We start from the raw sequence: 13652 nt of genomic DNA on the forward strand, positions 1-13652 counted from the left end.
GATATGGGTCTGTTTATGTTGTTTTTAGCGAACAACGCAATTTATAAATGAAAGATTAACAGACCCTTTTCATTTTTTTAGGAGTTTTACATGGGCATTCGTATTACAGGTACTGGGCTATTTCATCCAACAGAAACCATTTCTAATGAAGAACTGGCCGTCAGTTTAAATGCTTATGTGGAACAATATAACCAAGACAATGCAGAGAAAATTGCATCTGGTGAACTTGAAGAGTTACGTGGTTCAAGTGCTGAATTTATTGAAAAAGCTTCTGGTATTAAAAGTCGTTACGTAATCGAAAAATCAGGAATTCTCGATCCAACTCGTTTACGTCCTCGTTTGTCTGAGCGCTCAAATGACGAGTTGTCACTTCAGGCTGAATGGGGTGTTATTGCGGCTAAACAAGCCATGGAAAATGCAGGCGTGACTGCTGAAGATATCGATGTCGTCATCTTGGCATGTTCAAACATGCAACGTGCTTATCCGGCAGTTGCGATTGAAATCCAGTCAGCGCTAGGTATTCAAGGTTATGCATATGACATGAATGTTGCGTGTTCAGCTGCCACTTTTGGTTTGAAACAAGCAGCAGATGCAATTCGTTCAGGTGCTCGTCGTGTTTTATTGGTGAATGTTGAGATTACCTCTGGTCACCTAGACTACCGTAACCGTGATTGTCACTTCATTTTTGGTGATGTTGCGACAGCTTCTATTATTGAAGAGACTACGACTAAAACTGGTTTTGAAATTTTAGATATCCATCTATTTACTCAATTTTCAAACAACATCCGTAATAACTTCGGTTTCTTAAACCGTAGCGAAGATGCGATCGTTGACGACAAGTTATTCCGTCAAGATGGCCGCAAAGTATTTAAAGATGTTTGTCCATTGGTCGCAAAAATCATTAATGCGCAGTTGGAAAAAATGCAGTTAACTGCAAATGATATTAAGCGTTTCTGGTTACACCAAGCCAATGCCAACATGAATGAATTAATCTTGAAATATGTGGCTGGTAAAGAAGCAGATTTAAGCCGTGCGCCAATTATTTTAGATGAGTTTGCAAACACTTCTTCAGCAGGCGTAATTATTGCTTTACACCGCACAGGTCATGAAGTGAATGATGGCGAATATGGTGTGATTTCATCTTTCGGTGCTGGTTATTCAGTAGGTTCGATTGTTGTTCAAAAGCATGTGGCTTAAGTTAGAAGTTTGATTAAAAACGCTCGTAAGGGCGTTTTTTTATGGGTGAAATAATATAGAAAAAGCGGACCAAAAGTAGCCCGCTTAGATTAAATTAAAAAACTTTAGAACTTTTTGGTGTAATTGACGAATAGGCGATCTTCACCAAAGTCATTGCCATGTTTAACATTATAATCAATACGAATGTATTGAAGAGCAACGCCTTTTAAGAACGGCTGCTGAAACGCATAGTTAACAATCACATTCGACTCAGTTTCATTGTTTTTTTGGCCATTGGCTGCTTTAAAATCATGCCCATACACATATTTCACCATTGCATTTAAGCCCGGTACATAGTCCTTAAAGTCATAGCCGTACATCACATGGTAAGACTTTTCATCTTCTTTAAAGAAACCAGTAGCGTTCCAGTTAATAAAATAGGTTTCTGGCAAGAAACCATCCGGTAATGGATAAGCCGATTCACCCATGATTTGTTGGTAGCCTAAACCAAAGGTATGGTTTTTTACTTTGAGGGTTTCTAGCACTCCAATGTTTTGCGCATCAATATCAAAAGTATTGCCATCATCTTTGGCATTGAAGTATTTAAACTTGGAAGTCAGGGCAAAAGTTGGCTGCTTCCATGTATGCTCAAGTCCCACATAATACTTGTTATACAAATCCTCTAAATTACCAAAGTAGTACTTACCCTTGAGTGACGGCGTAAATTGATAACGAAGGTCTAAGTAGTTTAAGCCATCAGATTCTTTGGTAATTCCATTGGCCGTGAAGGAAAACTTTTTAAAGTCTTCTTCGTTTCGGGGAGATACTTTTTCAACCCGACCTATTTCGGCATAAAGCTGATCTGAAAGCTGTGATTTAAGATTGGTTCCCCAATACGAAGTAAGTAACTGACGGCTCGCATCTACCGCTGTAACTGGCAAATCTAACCACAGTTCACCTACACTCAAAAGCGTTTTGTCATAACCTAGCTTTAAGGTCGCGCCATATTTTAAAAAGTCGGACGCTTGTGATTGAGTATCTTTGTTAAAAGGCAAAACTGTATCGGCGATATGTTTGTCTGAACTTAAACGTACTGCGTATTGAACAGAAGCATCTGCACCAATGGTGATTGGCTTGTCTGCTATTACTAGTGGGGTTTCATGCATTTTCGATTTATAAAATAACGACGCGGCCTGAGACCAACTTCCCGTATCTTTGAGTGCATCGTTGTCAAAATTACGATTAATGTAGGCATTCTTTAAAGTGAATTTCCATTCATCTTCACTTTGTTGCGCGGTATCTGCTGCCCATAAATTTGAACTACTCAATAAACCTAGCAATGTTACTATCGCTAAAGTCTGCGGTTTAAAACGGTGTATTAATTCCATAATCCATTTCCGAGATAAATGCGCCAGTCCTCGGCGCATGTATGTTTACTGCTGGGTAAGCGTGTTTTGAGTGTTAAATGTTGATGGAGCTTGCGCACCAACAGAGGCTTTAAGATTGACCATAAATATTGCAAGTGCAGCAATCACCCCAGGAATCGCAATCGCTAAGAAATTGATTTGGTGAGGAAGCTCGAATGTGAGTAGGGCTCCGGTTAAAACTGGACCTATAATTGCACCAATGCGACCAATTCCTGATGCCCAGCCCATGCCGGTTGAGCGAAGTGCTGTCGGGTAGAACTGTGCAACAAACGTGTAGAGTAAAATTTGTGAACCAATTGTGGCAGCGCCAGCAATGGCAATTAGGCTATATAAAATAAATTGTGGACTATTAATGCCAAGTAAGATTAGAGCTGCTGAACCCACAATAAACATGATGGTAATGACAGGTTTTAAATGGAATCTATCTGCTAAAGCACCGCCACCAATTGCACCAACCATGCCACCAATGTTGAGTGCAAACAGGAACAACATACTCGCACCCAACGAATAGCCTGCTTGCAACATGAGTTTAGGTAACCAGCTTCCTAAGGCGTACACCATGAGTAAACACATAAAGAAAGCAATCCAGAACATAAATGTGCTGAAGGTACGGCCTTGTTGAAAAAGTGCGCGGACAGGTGCATCTGTTATAGTGCTTTCGTTTAACACCAGTTGAGTATTGGCATTTACCTGAGTTTGAGGCGCAATTTTGCTGACAACACTTTTTGCCTGTTCACTTTGGTTAGATTTCACTAAAAATGTGAGAGATTCAGGCAAAAATTTCCAGATCAGTGGGAGTAGTAAAAGTGGAACACCCGCAATTAAAAACATGATTTGCCAGCCCATATCCTTAACGAGCCATGCACCGAGTAGTGCAGATGTCATGCCACCAATCGCATATCCGCTAAACATGATTGCCACCAATGTACTGCGGATTTTTTTAGGTGCATATTCAGTCATAAGCGCGACCACGTTTGGCATGACCCCGCCAATACCAAGGCCAGCAATAAAGCGAAGAATTGCAAACTCAGCTGGCCCTTTAGCAAAAGCACCTAAAAAGGTAAATCCGCTAAATAAAGTCACGCAAATCAGAATGGTTTTTTTACGCCCGAGTTTGTCCGAAAGTGTGCCAAAAATCATGGCACCAAACATCATGCCAAATAAAGCAGCACTTGCCAGCAAACCTGCTTCAACAGCAGTTAATGACCATTGTTGCATTAATAAAGGAAGTGCAACGCCATAAATGACTAAATCATATCCATCAAAAATAATAATAAGTAAACACCAGATTAAAACTTTCCAATGAAAAGCTGTAAAACGGGCCTTATCAATGAGCTCATTAATATTAACCTTACTCGCATCCATTTTCTTCACCTCCAATTTGTGAAGTATCGCGTTATTGTTTAATAAACTATTTTGTTATTGAGTTAGAGTCAAAAACCTAATTGATATATCTTTATGTCTTTAAGGTATTGGGTTTTTAATAATTTAATTGTTTGAAAAATATAATTTTATTTTTAATGTGTGAACTGGGGTTTTTATTTTTTAAATGGGTTTAAATATTATATTATGAGAATTTTAAGGGTTTTATTGGTGTTTTATTCTTGATTTTATTGCTGAGAATCACCACTAAAAATATAGATTAGTTAATATTATGAATTGATCGGAAAAATATTAAGATGAAAGATTGAAATCTATTATTTAATTATTTTAGAAATTGACTTTGTAAAAAGAAATTTAATTGAAAATAAATAAAAATAGCCAAAACAGGGATAGCAAATTATTTACATCCTGATTTGACTATTAAGGCTTTATTTGGCTTGAATTACTTAGATAAAATTTAATTCGTGGCTGGAGCTGAGCGTGGTGTGAGAATGAAATGGGCGATTACACCAATAAAAATACCCCAAAAAACTGAGCTTAATCCGAGAAAATGCATGCCTGATGCTGTAGCTAAAAAGGTAATAAGTGCAGCATCACGTTGGCTGTCATTTCTCATGGCAACAGAAATATTGGTCGCAATTGCACCAAGCAAAGCTAAACCTGCAAGTGCTGCAACTAATTCTTTAGGGAGTAAGCTAAATAGCATGACAATACTGCCAGCAAATAAGCCTCCTAAAATATAAAAAATTCCGTTGGCGATCCCTGCGATATAACGTTTTTCTTTAAGTTCATGAGCGTCTTTGCCCATACATAAGGCCGCGGTAATTGAGGCAAGTACAATGGTAATACCGCCCACGCAGGCAACAGCTAAAGAGGCAATACTGGTAACACTAATAATCGGTTTGGCTGGCGTGTCGTAACCGCTGAGCTTCATAATCGCCATACCCGGTAAAAATTGACCAGTTAAGCTGACTAAAATGAGAGGTAAAGCAAGGTTAAGTGTTGAATTCCACGTCCATTCTGGGCTAATCCACTGCGGGATAGCTAGACTAAAACTCACATCAACAGGATTCATTTTGCCTAAAATGAGGCTTAATAAAATTCCGGCTCCTAACACCCAAATCATGGTATAGCGGGGCATTAAACGTTTAGCAATTAAAAACACAATGAGCATGCTAAAGACAATAAAAGGCATGCTATCAGATGCGGTAAATAGACCAATACCAAATTGAAAAAGGATACCTGCCATCATGCCGGCAGCGACATCTTGCGGAATCCATTTGAGTAATTTGTCGAAGTAACCTGTAACGCCAATTAAAAAAATAACAATCGCAGAAGTAATATAGGCGGCTACTGCTTCATTCAATGAGATATGCGGAAATAGAGTAACTAACAGGGCAGTACCCGGTGCAGACCATGCGGTAATGACAGGCGTTTTATATTTAATTGAAAGATAAATGCCTGAAACGGCGGCACCAATTGAAATTCCCCAAATCCATGACACCATCATATCGGTAGAAACATGGGCTCGCTGAGCAGCTTGAAAGAAAATAATCAGTGGGCCAGAGTAAGAAATTAAAACCGCAAGAAAACCCGCAACAGTTGCTGATATGGACCAGTCATTTTTTAATATTTTTAACAGGGTTGCCATTGTTTGATTGCCTCCATGCAAATCCTATTATGTATCAGATCATATAAAAAGATCAGGATTAACCCTGATCTCCACCTCCGACTGGAATGACTGATCCAGTCATATAAGATGCATCATCTGATGCGAGAAATAAAATTGCATTTACTTGTTCATGAATTGTGCCATAACGCCCCATAAATGTTCGATCTACAGTTTGATCTACCACTTGCTGCATCCAGTCTTTTTCATTTTGACTGAGTGGGTTGGCGTTACGTGGTACTTTGCGAGGTGGTGCTTCGGTTCCACCAGTCGCAACGGCATTGACTCGAATCCCGTCTTTAGCATGTTCAAAAGCAAGCGATGCTGTTAAAGCATTTACCCCCCCTTTAGATGCAGAGTAGGGAATGCGATTAATACCACGAGTTGCAATTGAAGATACATTTACAATAACACCCGATTGTTGCTTAATCATGGCTGGCAACACAGCTCGGCAGCACCATAAAGTTGGAAACAGTGAGCGGTTCACTTCCTTAATGATCTCTTCTTCAGAAAACTCTTCAAAAGGTTTCATCCAGATCGCGCCACCTACATTATTAATCAGGATATCTACCCGACCATAGTGGTCAATGGCTTTTGCAACAACCGCTTGTGCGCCTGCATAGGTTTCAAGGTCTGCATTAATCGTGACAGCATCGCCACCTGCACTCCGAATTTCTTTGAGAACCTCTTCAACATATTCAGAGCGGTCAGCCATGACGACTTGGCCGCCTTCAGCTGCAACTTGTAGTGCCACGCCACGACCAATACCTTGGGCACTACCCGTAACAATAACCACCTTATCAGTAAATCTTTGACGATTTGACATGGATAACTTCTCCACCTTGAATTAGTTTGCAGAGAATTTTTCAAACAAGAAACTAGCAGGTTTGATATTTTCAGTTTCTAACCAGCCACGCACAGCTTCTACCATTGGAACTGGACCACATAGATAAACATCAACATCGCCACCGTTTAACCATTCACTTTCAATATGACCAGTGACATAGCCTTTGCGTTCATGGTTACTTTCAGGGCTTGCAACCACAGTTCGATATTCGAACCATGGGAATTTCGCCTGCAACTCATTGAGTTTTTCTAGAGCAACCAAATCAAAGTCATTGGTTACGCCAAAGACTAAACGAACAGGCTGTTCTGAACCTTTTTCTTCGAGTACTTGTAACATCGACATAAATGGGGCAATGCCAGTACCGCCTGCCAGCATAAGCACAGGACGCGCTACATTACGTAAATAGAAGCTACCGAATGGACCCGTAAATGTCATTTTGTCGCCAGCTTGGGCATTCTTACTTAAAAATTCACTCATTTTGCCATTCGGTACGTTACGTACCACAAAGCCTGTTAAGCGATTGCCCGGTTTTGAGCTAAATGAATATGAACGTGTTTCGCCAGTTTCTGGAATTGCAACATTCACATACTGACCTGCAAGGAAATGAATATCCGGTTGGCCTTCGTCAAGTTGAATATCAAATGTGATGGTTGAGTCTGATAAGTTCTCAACGCGGGCTAATGTGCCTTGGAAGCTATGAATTTCTGTTTTGCAAACATCTGACGATGCTTGAATCTTGAACACCGCGTCTGAAGTTGGGCGGCATTGGCAAGCAAGAATATAACCTTGCTCGGCTTCTTCAGGTGTTAACGCATCTTCAATATAGGTTTCTTCTGGCATGTCATAATGACCTGACTCGCAAAATGCGCGGCAAGTTCCACATGCACCATCACGGCAATCCAAAGGAATATTAATTTTTTGGCGATAGGCTGCATCAGATAAGGTTTCACCTTGAGCTACGTTAATGAAACGTGTAACACCATCTTCAAATTGAAGTGCAACATTGTGATTTGACATGGCATGTATCCTACAAAATATTTGAAACTTTTACCCTCAGCCAACAGTCCGTTTAACTGAGGGGGGTATGTCTTAAAGGTGGTAAATATCAATAACCTGATTGATGTAGTCATTTTTTAAAACGACATACTTGCTCAAGATTTTTGGTTGATCACCTGAAAAATCGATCACATAACGTGACATACCGAAATAGCTGTAATTTGTCTTGTAACGGAAACTCAAGGTATTCCAGTTAAAGCGAACGGTAACTTTATCTCCATCGCGTTCTACGACTTCAACGTTGGCAATATTGTGGCTTGTGCGTGTGTCTGGCATGGTTGCAGATGAGCGCTCAGTTTTAATACGGAACACGCGATCTTCTAAACCTTGACGGTCTGGGTAATAAATGAGTGAAATTTCAGATTGCGGATCTTCAGTTAATTTATCGTCGTCATCCCAAGCTGGCATCCAGAAAGAAGCTTCCGGTGCATAGCATGCAAGCCAGTCATCCCATTGTTCATCATCTAAAAAACGAGCTTCGCGATAGAGAAACTGAGCAATATATTCTAAAGTTGCTTTGTCTTGAGTGCTCATGCTGTTTCTCCCTGATCAGCAATTTCTTTCTCTGTCGCAATCGCGTGTTTCATGGTGTGTAACCAATATTGATGTTGGGCAAGATAAAGTCCTTCATCTTCAGTTTTGATACCACTTAACATTGGTTTTAAACCAATTTCGTTTGCTGCATCGTCTGGCCCATAAATCCAGTGTTTAGAACCACGGCACATGTCATTCCATTCAAGTGCAATACCTGCGTAGCCTGCCTGACAAGCGCGGAATTCTTCTAAATCGTCTGGTGTTGCCATACCTGATGCATTAAAGAAATCTTCATATTGGCGAATACGACGGGTACGAGCTTCAGGTGCTTCGCCTTTAGGTGCAATACAGTAAATGGTGACTTCGGTTCTATTAACAGAAAGAGGACGAAGTACACGAATTTGCGAACCGAACTGATCCATCAAATAGACATTTGGATAGAGGCATAGGTTACGTGAACGTTCAATCATCCATTTCGACATCGCTTCGCCGTATTTTTCGGTGTATTCGTCTGCTTTCGGGAAGTTTGGACGGTCTTCTGGGTTTGCCCATTGTGTCCAGAGCAACATGTGACCATTTTCAAAACCATAAGAACCACCACCTTGTTTACCCCAAGCACCTGCGCTCATCGCGCGAATGTTATCGGCAGCTTGAGTTTCTTTACGGTGTTGAGTCGTTGCTGCGTAGTTCCAGTGAACAGCAGAAACATGGTAACCATCGGCACCATTTTCAGCAGTGAGTTTCCAGTTACCTTCGTAAGTGTAGGTTGATGAACCACGTAAAACTTCGAGACCATGTTCAGACTGGTCAACAATCATGTCGATGATTTTGCTGGTTTCACCCAAAAATTCTTCAAGTGAAGGAACATCTGGATTTAAGCTGCCAAACAAGAAGCCTTTATAGCTCTCAAAACGAGCCACTTTTTTAAGGTCATGTGAGCCATCTTGGTTAAAGCAGTCAGAGTAACCAGCTTCGCTTGGATCTTTAACTTTGAGTAATTTACCAGAGTTGTTGAAAGTCCAACCGTGGAAAGGGCAGGTATACGTTGCTTTATTACCACGCTTGTGACGGCAAAGTTGCGCTCCGCGATGTGAACACGCATTGATCATCGCATTCAATTCGCCGTTACGATTACGGGCAATAATGACGGGCTGATGACCAATGTAAGTGGTGTAGTAGTCATTATTATTTGGAATTTGGCTTTCGTGTGCTAAGTAAACCCAATTACCTTCGAAGATGTATTTCATTTCAAGGTCAAATAGGGCTTCGTCAGTAAACACTGAGCGATGAAGTTTAAATTCACCTGTATCGATATTATCTACAAGTAATTCATCAATACGGTCAAGATGGCTAGTATTGATTACAGGAATACGTGGCATGTCCGTTCTCCGACTTTCCAAAAGTGTGGAAGTCACCAAGGCCTTAGCTACGATCGAAAAGGTCTTGATATCCTAATATTGTCAATGAAGCGCATGAGCGCGACGGGTGTTTAACCGAGATTGATGAAGATGAATCACTTGAATATTGGCAAGAAGGTTTTTCACAAAGCAATTCATCGCTTCATCGGTTTGTTGCTTGTATATACCTTAAAAGAATGGTTAAACTGTGTCTAAGACTGAATTTGCATTTTTTTATATCTTAAAGGTATGGAAGCCTTATGGAACTAAGACATTTACGGTATTTTGTGGCGGTGGTCGAAGAACAAAGCTTCACCAAAGCCGCAGAAAAACTATTTATTGCTCAACCTCCTTTGAGTCGACAGATCCAAAATTTGGAAAGTGAGCTTGGAATTCAATTATTTGAGCGTGGAAGCCGCCCTTTACAGACAACGCCAGCCGGACATTTCTTTTATCAACACGCTCTTAAACTTTTGTCGAATGCTGAAGAAATAAAAAGTATGACCAAGCGGATTGGTCTGATTGAAAGAAGTGTGACGATTGGTTTTGTCGGGTCTTTACTCTATGGGTTGTTGCCTCGAATCATCTATTTATTTAGGCAGCAGCAACCGCATTTGAATATTCAACTGATGGAGTTGAGTACAACTGAGCAACTACAGGCATTAAAAGAAGGACGTATTGATGTCGGGTTTGGACGCTTAAGAATTAGTGATCCAGCCGTGAGACGAATTCTGCTGCGTAAAGAGCGATTGGTGGTTGCTGCACATACGAGTCATCCGATTGCTCAGCGTACGGAAGGGGTGTATTTGGCCGACCTGATTGATGAAAAGATGTTTATGTATCCCACTTCGCCGAAACCTAATTTTTCGACCCAGCTTTTGAATATTTTTGCCGAGCATAGTTTGGTTCCAAAAAATATGCATGAGATACGGGAAATTCAACTGGCTTTGGGCTTGGTGGCAGCGGGGGAAGGTCTATGTATTATTCCTGCCAGTGCCGATACCATTCGCTTTCCTCATTTAAATTACATACCAATTCTCGATAATGGCGCAGTCAGTCCGATTTTTATTACCGCACGCGCAATGGATAGAAGTGAGGACTTACAACTTTTATTTGACTGTATTTATCAAGTTTATGATTTAGAAGGAATACCTTATAAACGTACTGTTTTTACACTCGATCAGAATCCAATCGATGATTCAGACGGTATTGATTTTTAAATAAAGCGAGTGCATAGCCTCAAAGGTTGAAGCTATGCGTTAGGTAACTTCTTACTGCACTTGAGCTGGGAAACCATCTTCGTCAAGCGCTTCAGTAATTTTATCGACACTTTCACTGGTTTCGACAGTCACGATTTTTGTCGCTAAATCTACATCTACTTTTGCATTTGGGTCGACATCTTGAATAGTTGCTGTCACACCACGAGCACAGCCACCACAAGTCATATTTTCAATAAGTAATTTCATATTCATACTCCATTAAGAACGAGATGTTTGTTTGGATAACCCTAAGTCTAAACCTTGTCATGATTGTAAGGTCAAGACTAATTTTTTTAAAAAATATGCTTGACCTTCCCATGATGGGAATCTGTATGCTGAATGTAATTGATAAAATTTTGCAGATTTGCAGAGGTGTTTGATGGACTCAAAAAACACAAAATTGCCAGCATATAGTGAAACACTACCAATCGAAGGTATGACTTGTGCCTCTTGTGTCGGACGTGTCGAAAAGGCACTTAAGAAAGTCGAAAATATAGAAATTGCTAACGTTAATTTGGCAACAGAAAAAGCCGTTGTATATTCAAATCAACCAATTCAGCGCGAAGCACTCGTCAAAGCAGTTGAACGTGCGGGTTATGATGTTCCAAAAGCTGCACCAGTGGAATTGTCTATTGAGGGCATGACCTGCGCATCGTGTGTCGGACGTGTTGAAAAAGCGCTGAAGAAAGTAGACGGCGTTCAAGACGCAACAGTCAACTTGGCAACAGAACAGGCTTGGGTTCAGGCAGATGTATCAGTCAATGTTGAGGACCTGATTCGCGCTGTTAAAAAAGCAGGTTACGACGCTAAAGCAGCTGAAAAAAATCAAAATGAGCAGCTCGATAAAAAAGCTTCAGAGTTAGATCAGCTTAAAAAAGATTTGATTATTTCAATTGTATTGGCTTTACCAGTGTTTATTTTGGAAATGGGTTCACATCTAATTCCAGCTTTTCACATGTGGGTTATGCACACGATCGGTCAATACAATAGCTGGCTTTTACAGTTTGTTTTGACAACATTAGTGCTCGTTTTTCCCGGTCGCCGTTTTTACCAAAAAGGTATTCCAGCCTTATGGCGTTTAGCACCAGATATGAACTCGCTGGTCGCTGTTGGAACCTTGGCTGCCTACAGCTTCTCTGTCGTGGCAACCTTTATGCCGCATGTATTACCACAAGGTACGGTCAATGTTTACTTTGAAGCGGCTGCTGTAATTGTCAGTTTAATTTTGCTTGGGCGATATTTTGAAGCAAAAGCTAAAGGCCGTACTTCACAAGCCATTCAACATCTAGTTGGCATGCAACCCAAAACTGCCCGCATTCAGCGTGATGGTCAAGTGGTGGAAGTTACTGTTGCCGAAGTAGTCAGCGGAAGTATTGTAGAAATTCGTCCGGGTGAACGTGTGCCTGTCGATGGTGAGGTGGTTGAAGGGCATAGTTATATTGATGAATCTATGATTACGGGCGAGCCTGTTCCCGTTGAAAAAATAGTAGGGCAGCAAGTGGTTGGTGGTACGGTCAATCAAAACGGAACACTAAACATTCAGGCAACCGCAGTTGGTGCTTCGTCTGTACTTTCACAAATTATCCGCATGGTTGAGCAAGCCCAAGGTTCTAAACTACCCATTCAGGGTTTGGTCGATAAAGTCACCATGTGGTTTGTGCCAGCGGTGATGTTAATTGCTGCAATAACATTCATGGTCTGGTTTATTTTTGGGCCAGAGCCTGCGCTGACTTTTGGTTTGGTCAACGCCGTTGCAGTACTGATTATTGCTTGTCCTTGTGCAATGGGACTTGCAACACCAACTTCGATTATGGTCGGTACTGGACGTGGTGCTGAGCTCGGTGTCTTGTTCCGTAAAGGCGAGGCATTGCAGCTTTTACAAGAAGCGCAGGTGATTGCTGTTGATAAAACTGGAACGCTCACTGAAGGCAAACCAACACTAACAGACTTTAATGTGCAATCAGGTTTTGAGCGTCAGCAAGTGCTGACTTTAGTTGCCTCGGTCGAAGCTAAATCTGAACACCCGATTGCACTCGCTATTGTTCAAGCAGCACAGGCTGAGGGCCTAACCTTATTGCCAGTAATAGCTTTTAACTCGATTACAGGTTCAGGTATTGAAGCTGAAGTAGCGGGCCAAAAAGTACAAATTGGTGCAGATCGTTATATGCATCAGCTCGGTTTAAACACCAACTCATTCCAGGCGATTGCTGCACAGTTGGGTGAAGAAGGTAAAACGCCGCTTTATGTTGCTATCGACCAGCAACTTGCTGCGATTATTGCCGTTGCAGACCCAATTAAAGAAACAACTTATGCTGCGATTGAGGCCTTACATCAGTTAGGTCTAAAGGTTGCCATGATTACAGGGGACAACCGTCATACAGCGCAAGCGATTGCGAAAAAACTCAATATTGATGAAGTTGTGGCAGAGGTTTTACCCGAAGGCAAAGTAGACACCGTTCGCCAACTGCAAAAACAATATGGTCGCTTGGCCTTTGTAGGTGACGGCATTAACGATGCACCAGCCTTGGCGCAAGCAGATGTCGGCTTAGCCATTGGTACAGGCACAGATGTCGCCATTGAAGCTGCCGATGTTGTGCTTATGTCTGGTAGTTTAAAAGGTGTACCAAATGCAATTGCTTTAAGTAAAGCCACCATGCGAAACATACGTCAAAATCTGTTCTGGGCATTTGTATATAACGTTGCACTTATTCCAATTGCGGCAGGTGCGCTATATCCAGCATTTGGTATATTGCTTTCACCTATGTTTGCAGCAGGTGCAATGGCGCTTTCTTCAGTCTTTGTTTTAGGAAATGCGCTACGTTTAAAACGTTTTCATGCACCCGTGCAGTAAGCGTGCTGAAAATCATATTTTGGTTTAAGATCAAAACATCAGGTCTTAAACCA

At 41.2% G+C, this 13652-nt stretch carries 12 protein-coding genes; 4 read left to right on the forward strand and 8 right to left on the reverse strand.

The features are described 5' to 3' along the window. Positions 1 to 90 precede the first annotated feature (90 nt). A complete protein-coding gene (locus tag KTH84_RS09660; RefSeq protein WP_004642034.1) occupies positions 91 to 1197 on the forward strand; it encodes a beta-ketoacyl-ACP synthase III in 1107 nt (368 codons plus the stop codon). 104 nt (positions 1198 to 1301) lie between these two features. On the opposite strand, the gene KTH84_RS09665 is transcribed toward KTH84_RS09660, so the two are convergent. The 7 genes from KTH84_RS09665 to benA all read right to left on the reverse strand — a co-directional run bounded on the left by KTH84_RS09665 (position 1302) and on the right by benA (position 9471). After that, positions 1302 to 2564 (reverse strand): OprD family porin, encoded by a 1263-nt coding sequence (locus KTH84_RS09665; RefSeq protein ID WP_262472980.1) that lies wholly within the window; start codon positions 2562 to 2564, stop codon positions 1302 to 1304. A 45-nt stretch (positions 2565 to 2609) separates the two neighbouring features. Next, the gene (locus KTH84_RS09670) at positions 2610 to 3968 is read right to left on the reverse strand and encodes an aromatic acid/H+ symport family MFS transporter (RefSeq protein ID WP_262472981.1); all 1359 of its coding nucleotides are present in this window, start codon (positions 3966 to 3968) and stop codon (positions 2610 to 2612) included. A gap of 475 nt (positions 3969 to 4443) precedes the next feature. Next, positions 4444 to 5637, reverse strand: coding sequence for a benzoate/H(+) symporter BenE (gene benE, locus KTH84_RS09675; protein ID WP_262472982.1), 1194 nt, complete (start codon positions 5635 to 5637; stop codon positions 4444 to 4446). Positions 5638 to 5695: 58 nt separating this feature from the next. Next, positions 5696 to 6481 carry a 1,6-dihydroxycyclohexa-2,4-diene-1-carboxylate dehydrogenase gene (locus tag KTH84_RS09680; RefSeq protein ID WP_262472983.1) on the reverse strand — a complete coding sequence of 262 codons (786 nt, stop codon included), beginning with the start codon at positions 6479 to 6481 and terminating at the stop codon, positions 5696 to 5698. 21 nt (positions 6482 to 6502) lie between these two features. After that, positions 6503 to 7519 carry a benzoate 1,2-dioxygenase electron transfer component BenC gene (gene benC, locus KTH84_RS09685; RefSeq protein WP_262472984.1) on the reverse strand — a complete coding sequence of 339 codons (1017 nt, stop codon included), beginning with the start codon at positions 7517 to 7519 and terminating at the stop codon, positions 6503 to 6505. A 72-nt stretch (positions 7520 to 7591) separates the two neighbouring features. Continuing rightward, positions 7592 to 8092 carry a benzoate 1,2-dioxygenase small subunit gene (benB, locus tag KTH84_RS09690; RefSeq protein WP_202742885.1) on the reverse strand — a complete coding sequence of 167 codons (501 nt, stop codon included), beginning with the start codon at positions 8090 to 8092 and terminating at the stop codon, positions 7592 to 7594. Continuing rightward, positions 8089 to 9471, reverse strand: coding sequence for a benzoate 1,2-dioxygenase large subunit (benA, locus tag KTH84_RS09695; protein ID WP_262472985.1), 1383 nt, complete (start codon positions 9469 to 9471; stop codon positions 8089 to 8091). Before benA ends, benB begins: the two co-directional genes overlap by 4 nt. 123 nt (positions 9472 to 9594) lie before the next feature. On the opposite strand from benA, the gene KTH84_RS09700 reads away from it, so the two are divergent. Next, entirely contained in the window at positions 9595 to 9705 is a 111-nt protein-coding gene (locus tag KTH84_RS09700) for a hypothetical protein (protein ID WP_262472986.1), read from the forward strand. 44 nt (positions 9706 to 9749) lie between these two features. Next, positions 9750 to 10709, forward strand: a complete 960-nt coding sequence (locus KTH84_RS09705; RefSeq protein ID WP_004702719.1) for a LysR family transcriptional regulator — start codon at positions 9750 to 9752, stop codon at positions 10707 to 10709. A 51-nt stretch (positions 10710 to 10760) separates the two neighbouring features. On the opposite strand, the gene KTH84_RS09710 is transcribed toward KTH84_RS09705, so the two are convergent. After that, on the reverse strand, positions 10761 to 10961 hold the full coding sequence (locus KTH84_RS09710; RefSeq protein WP_080026604.1) for a heavy-metal-associated domain-containing protein: 201 nt from the start codon (positions 10959 to 10961) through the stop codon (positions 10761 to 10763). 166 nt (positions 10962 to 11127) lie between these two features. Here KTH84_RS09710 and KTH84_RS09715 point away from each other — a divergent pair, with 166 nt between their 5' ends. After that, a complete protein-coding gene (locus tag KTH84_RS09715) occupies positions 11128 to 13599 on the forward strand; it encodes a heavy metal translocating P-type ATPase (RefSeq protein ID WP_262472987.1) in 2472 nt (823 codons plus the stop codon). Positions 13600 to 13652: the final 53 nt, after the last annotated feature.

Origin of the sequence: Acinetobacter sp. WU_MDCI_Abxb74, assembly GCF_025513915.1 — a bacterium.
Taxonomy (GTDB): Bacteria; Pseudomonadota; Gammaproteobacteria; order Pseudomonadales; family Moraxellaceae; genus Acinetobacter; species Acinetobacter calcoaceticus_C.

Excerpts from the sequence above, each read along its gene's own strand:
- benE (WP_262472982.1), bottom strand. The coding sequence starts at position 5,637 with ATGGCAACCCTGTTAAAAATATTAAAAAATGACTGGTCCATATCAGCA.
- KTH84_RS09705 (WP_004702719.1), top strand. The coding sequence starts at position 9,750 with ATGGAACTAAGACATTTACGGTATTTTGTGGCGGTGGTCGAAGAACAA.
- benC (WP_262472984.1), bottom strand. The coding sequence starts at position 7,519 with ATGTCAAATCACAATGTTGCACTTCAATTTGAAGATGGTGTTACACGT.
- benA (WP_262472985.1), bottom strand. The coding sequence starts at position 9,471 with ATGCCACGTATTCCTGTAATCAATACTAGCCATCTTGACCGTATTGAT.
- KTH84_RS09660 (WP_004642034.1), top strand. The coding sequence starts at position 91 with ATGGGCATTCGTATTACAGGTACTGGGCTATTTCATCCAACAGAAACC.
- KTH84_RS09665 (WP_262472980.1), bottom strand. The coding sequence starts at position 2,564 with ATGGAATTAATACACCGTTTTAAACCGCAGACTTTAGCGATAGTAACA.
- benB (WP_202742885.1), bottom strand. The coding sequence starts at position 8,092 with ATGAGCACTCAAGACAAAGCAACTTTAGAATATATTGCTCAGTTTCTC.
- KTH84_RS09715 (WP_262472987.1), top strand. The coding sequence starts at position 11,128 with ATGGACTCAAAAAACACAAAATTGCCAGCATATAGTGAAACACTACCA.
- KTH84_RS09670 (WP_262472981.1), bottom strand. The coding sequence starts at position 3,968 with ATGGATGCGAGTAAGGTTAATATTAATGAGCTCATTGATAAGGCCCGT.
- KTH84_RS09710 (WP_080026604.1), bottom strand. The coding sequence starts at position 10,961 with ATGAATATGAAATTACTTATTGAAAATATGACTTGTGGTGGCTGTGCT.
- KTH84_RS09680 (WP_262472983.1), bottom strand. The coding sequence starts at position 6,481 with ATGTCAAATCGTCAAAGATTTACTGATAAGGTGGTTATTGTTACGGGT.
- KTH84_RS09700 (WP_262472986.1), top strand. The coding sequence starts at position 9,595 with ATGAAGATGAATCACTTGAATATTGGCAAGAAGGTTTTTCACAAAGCA.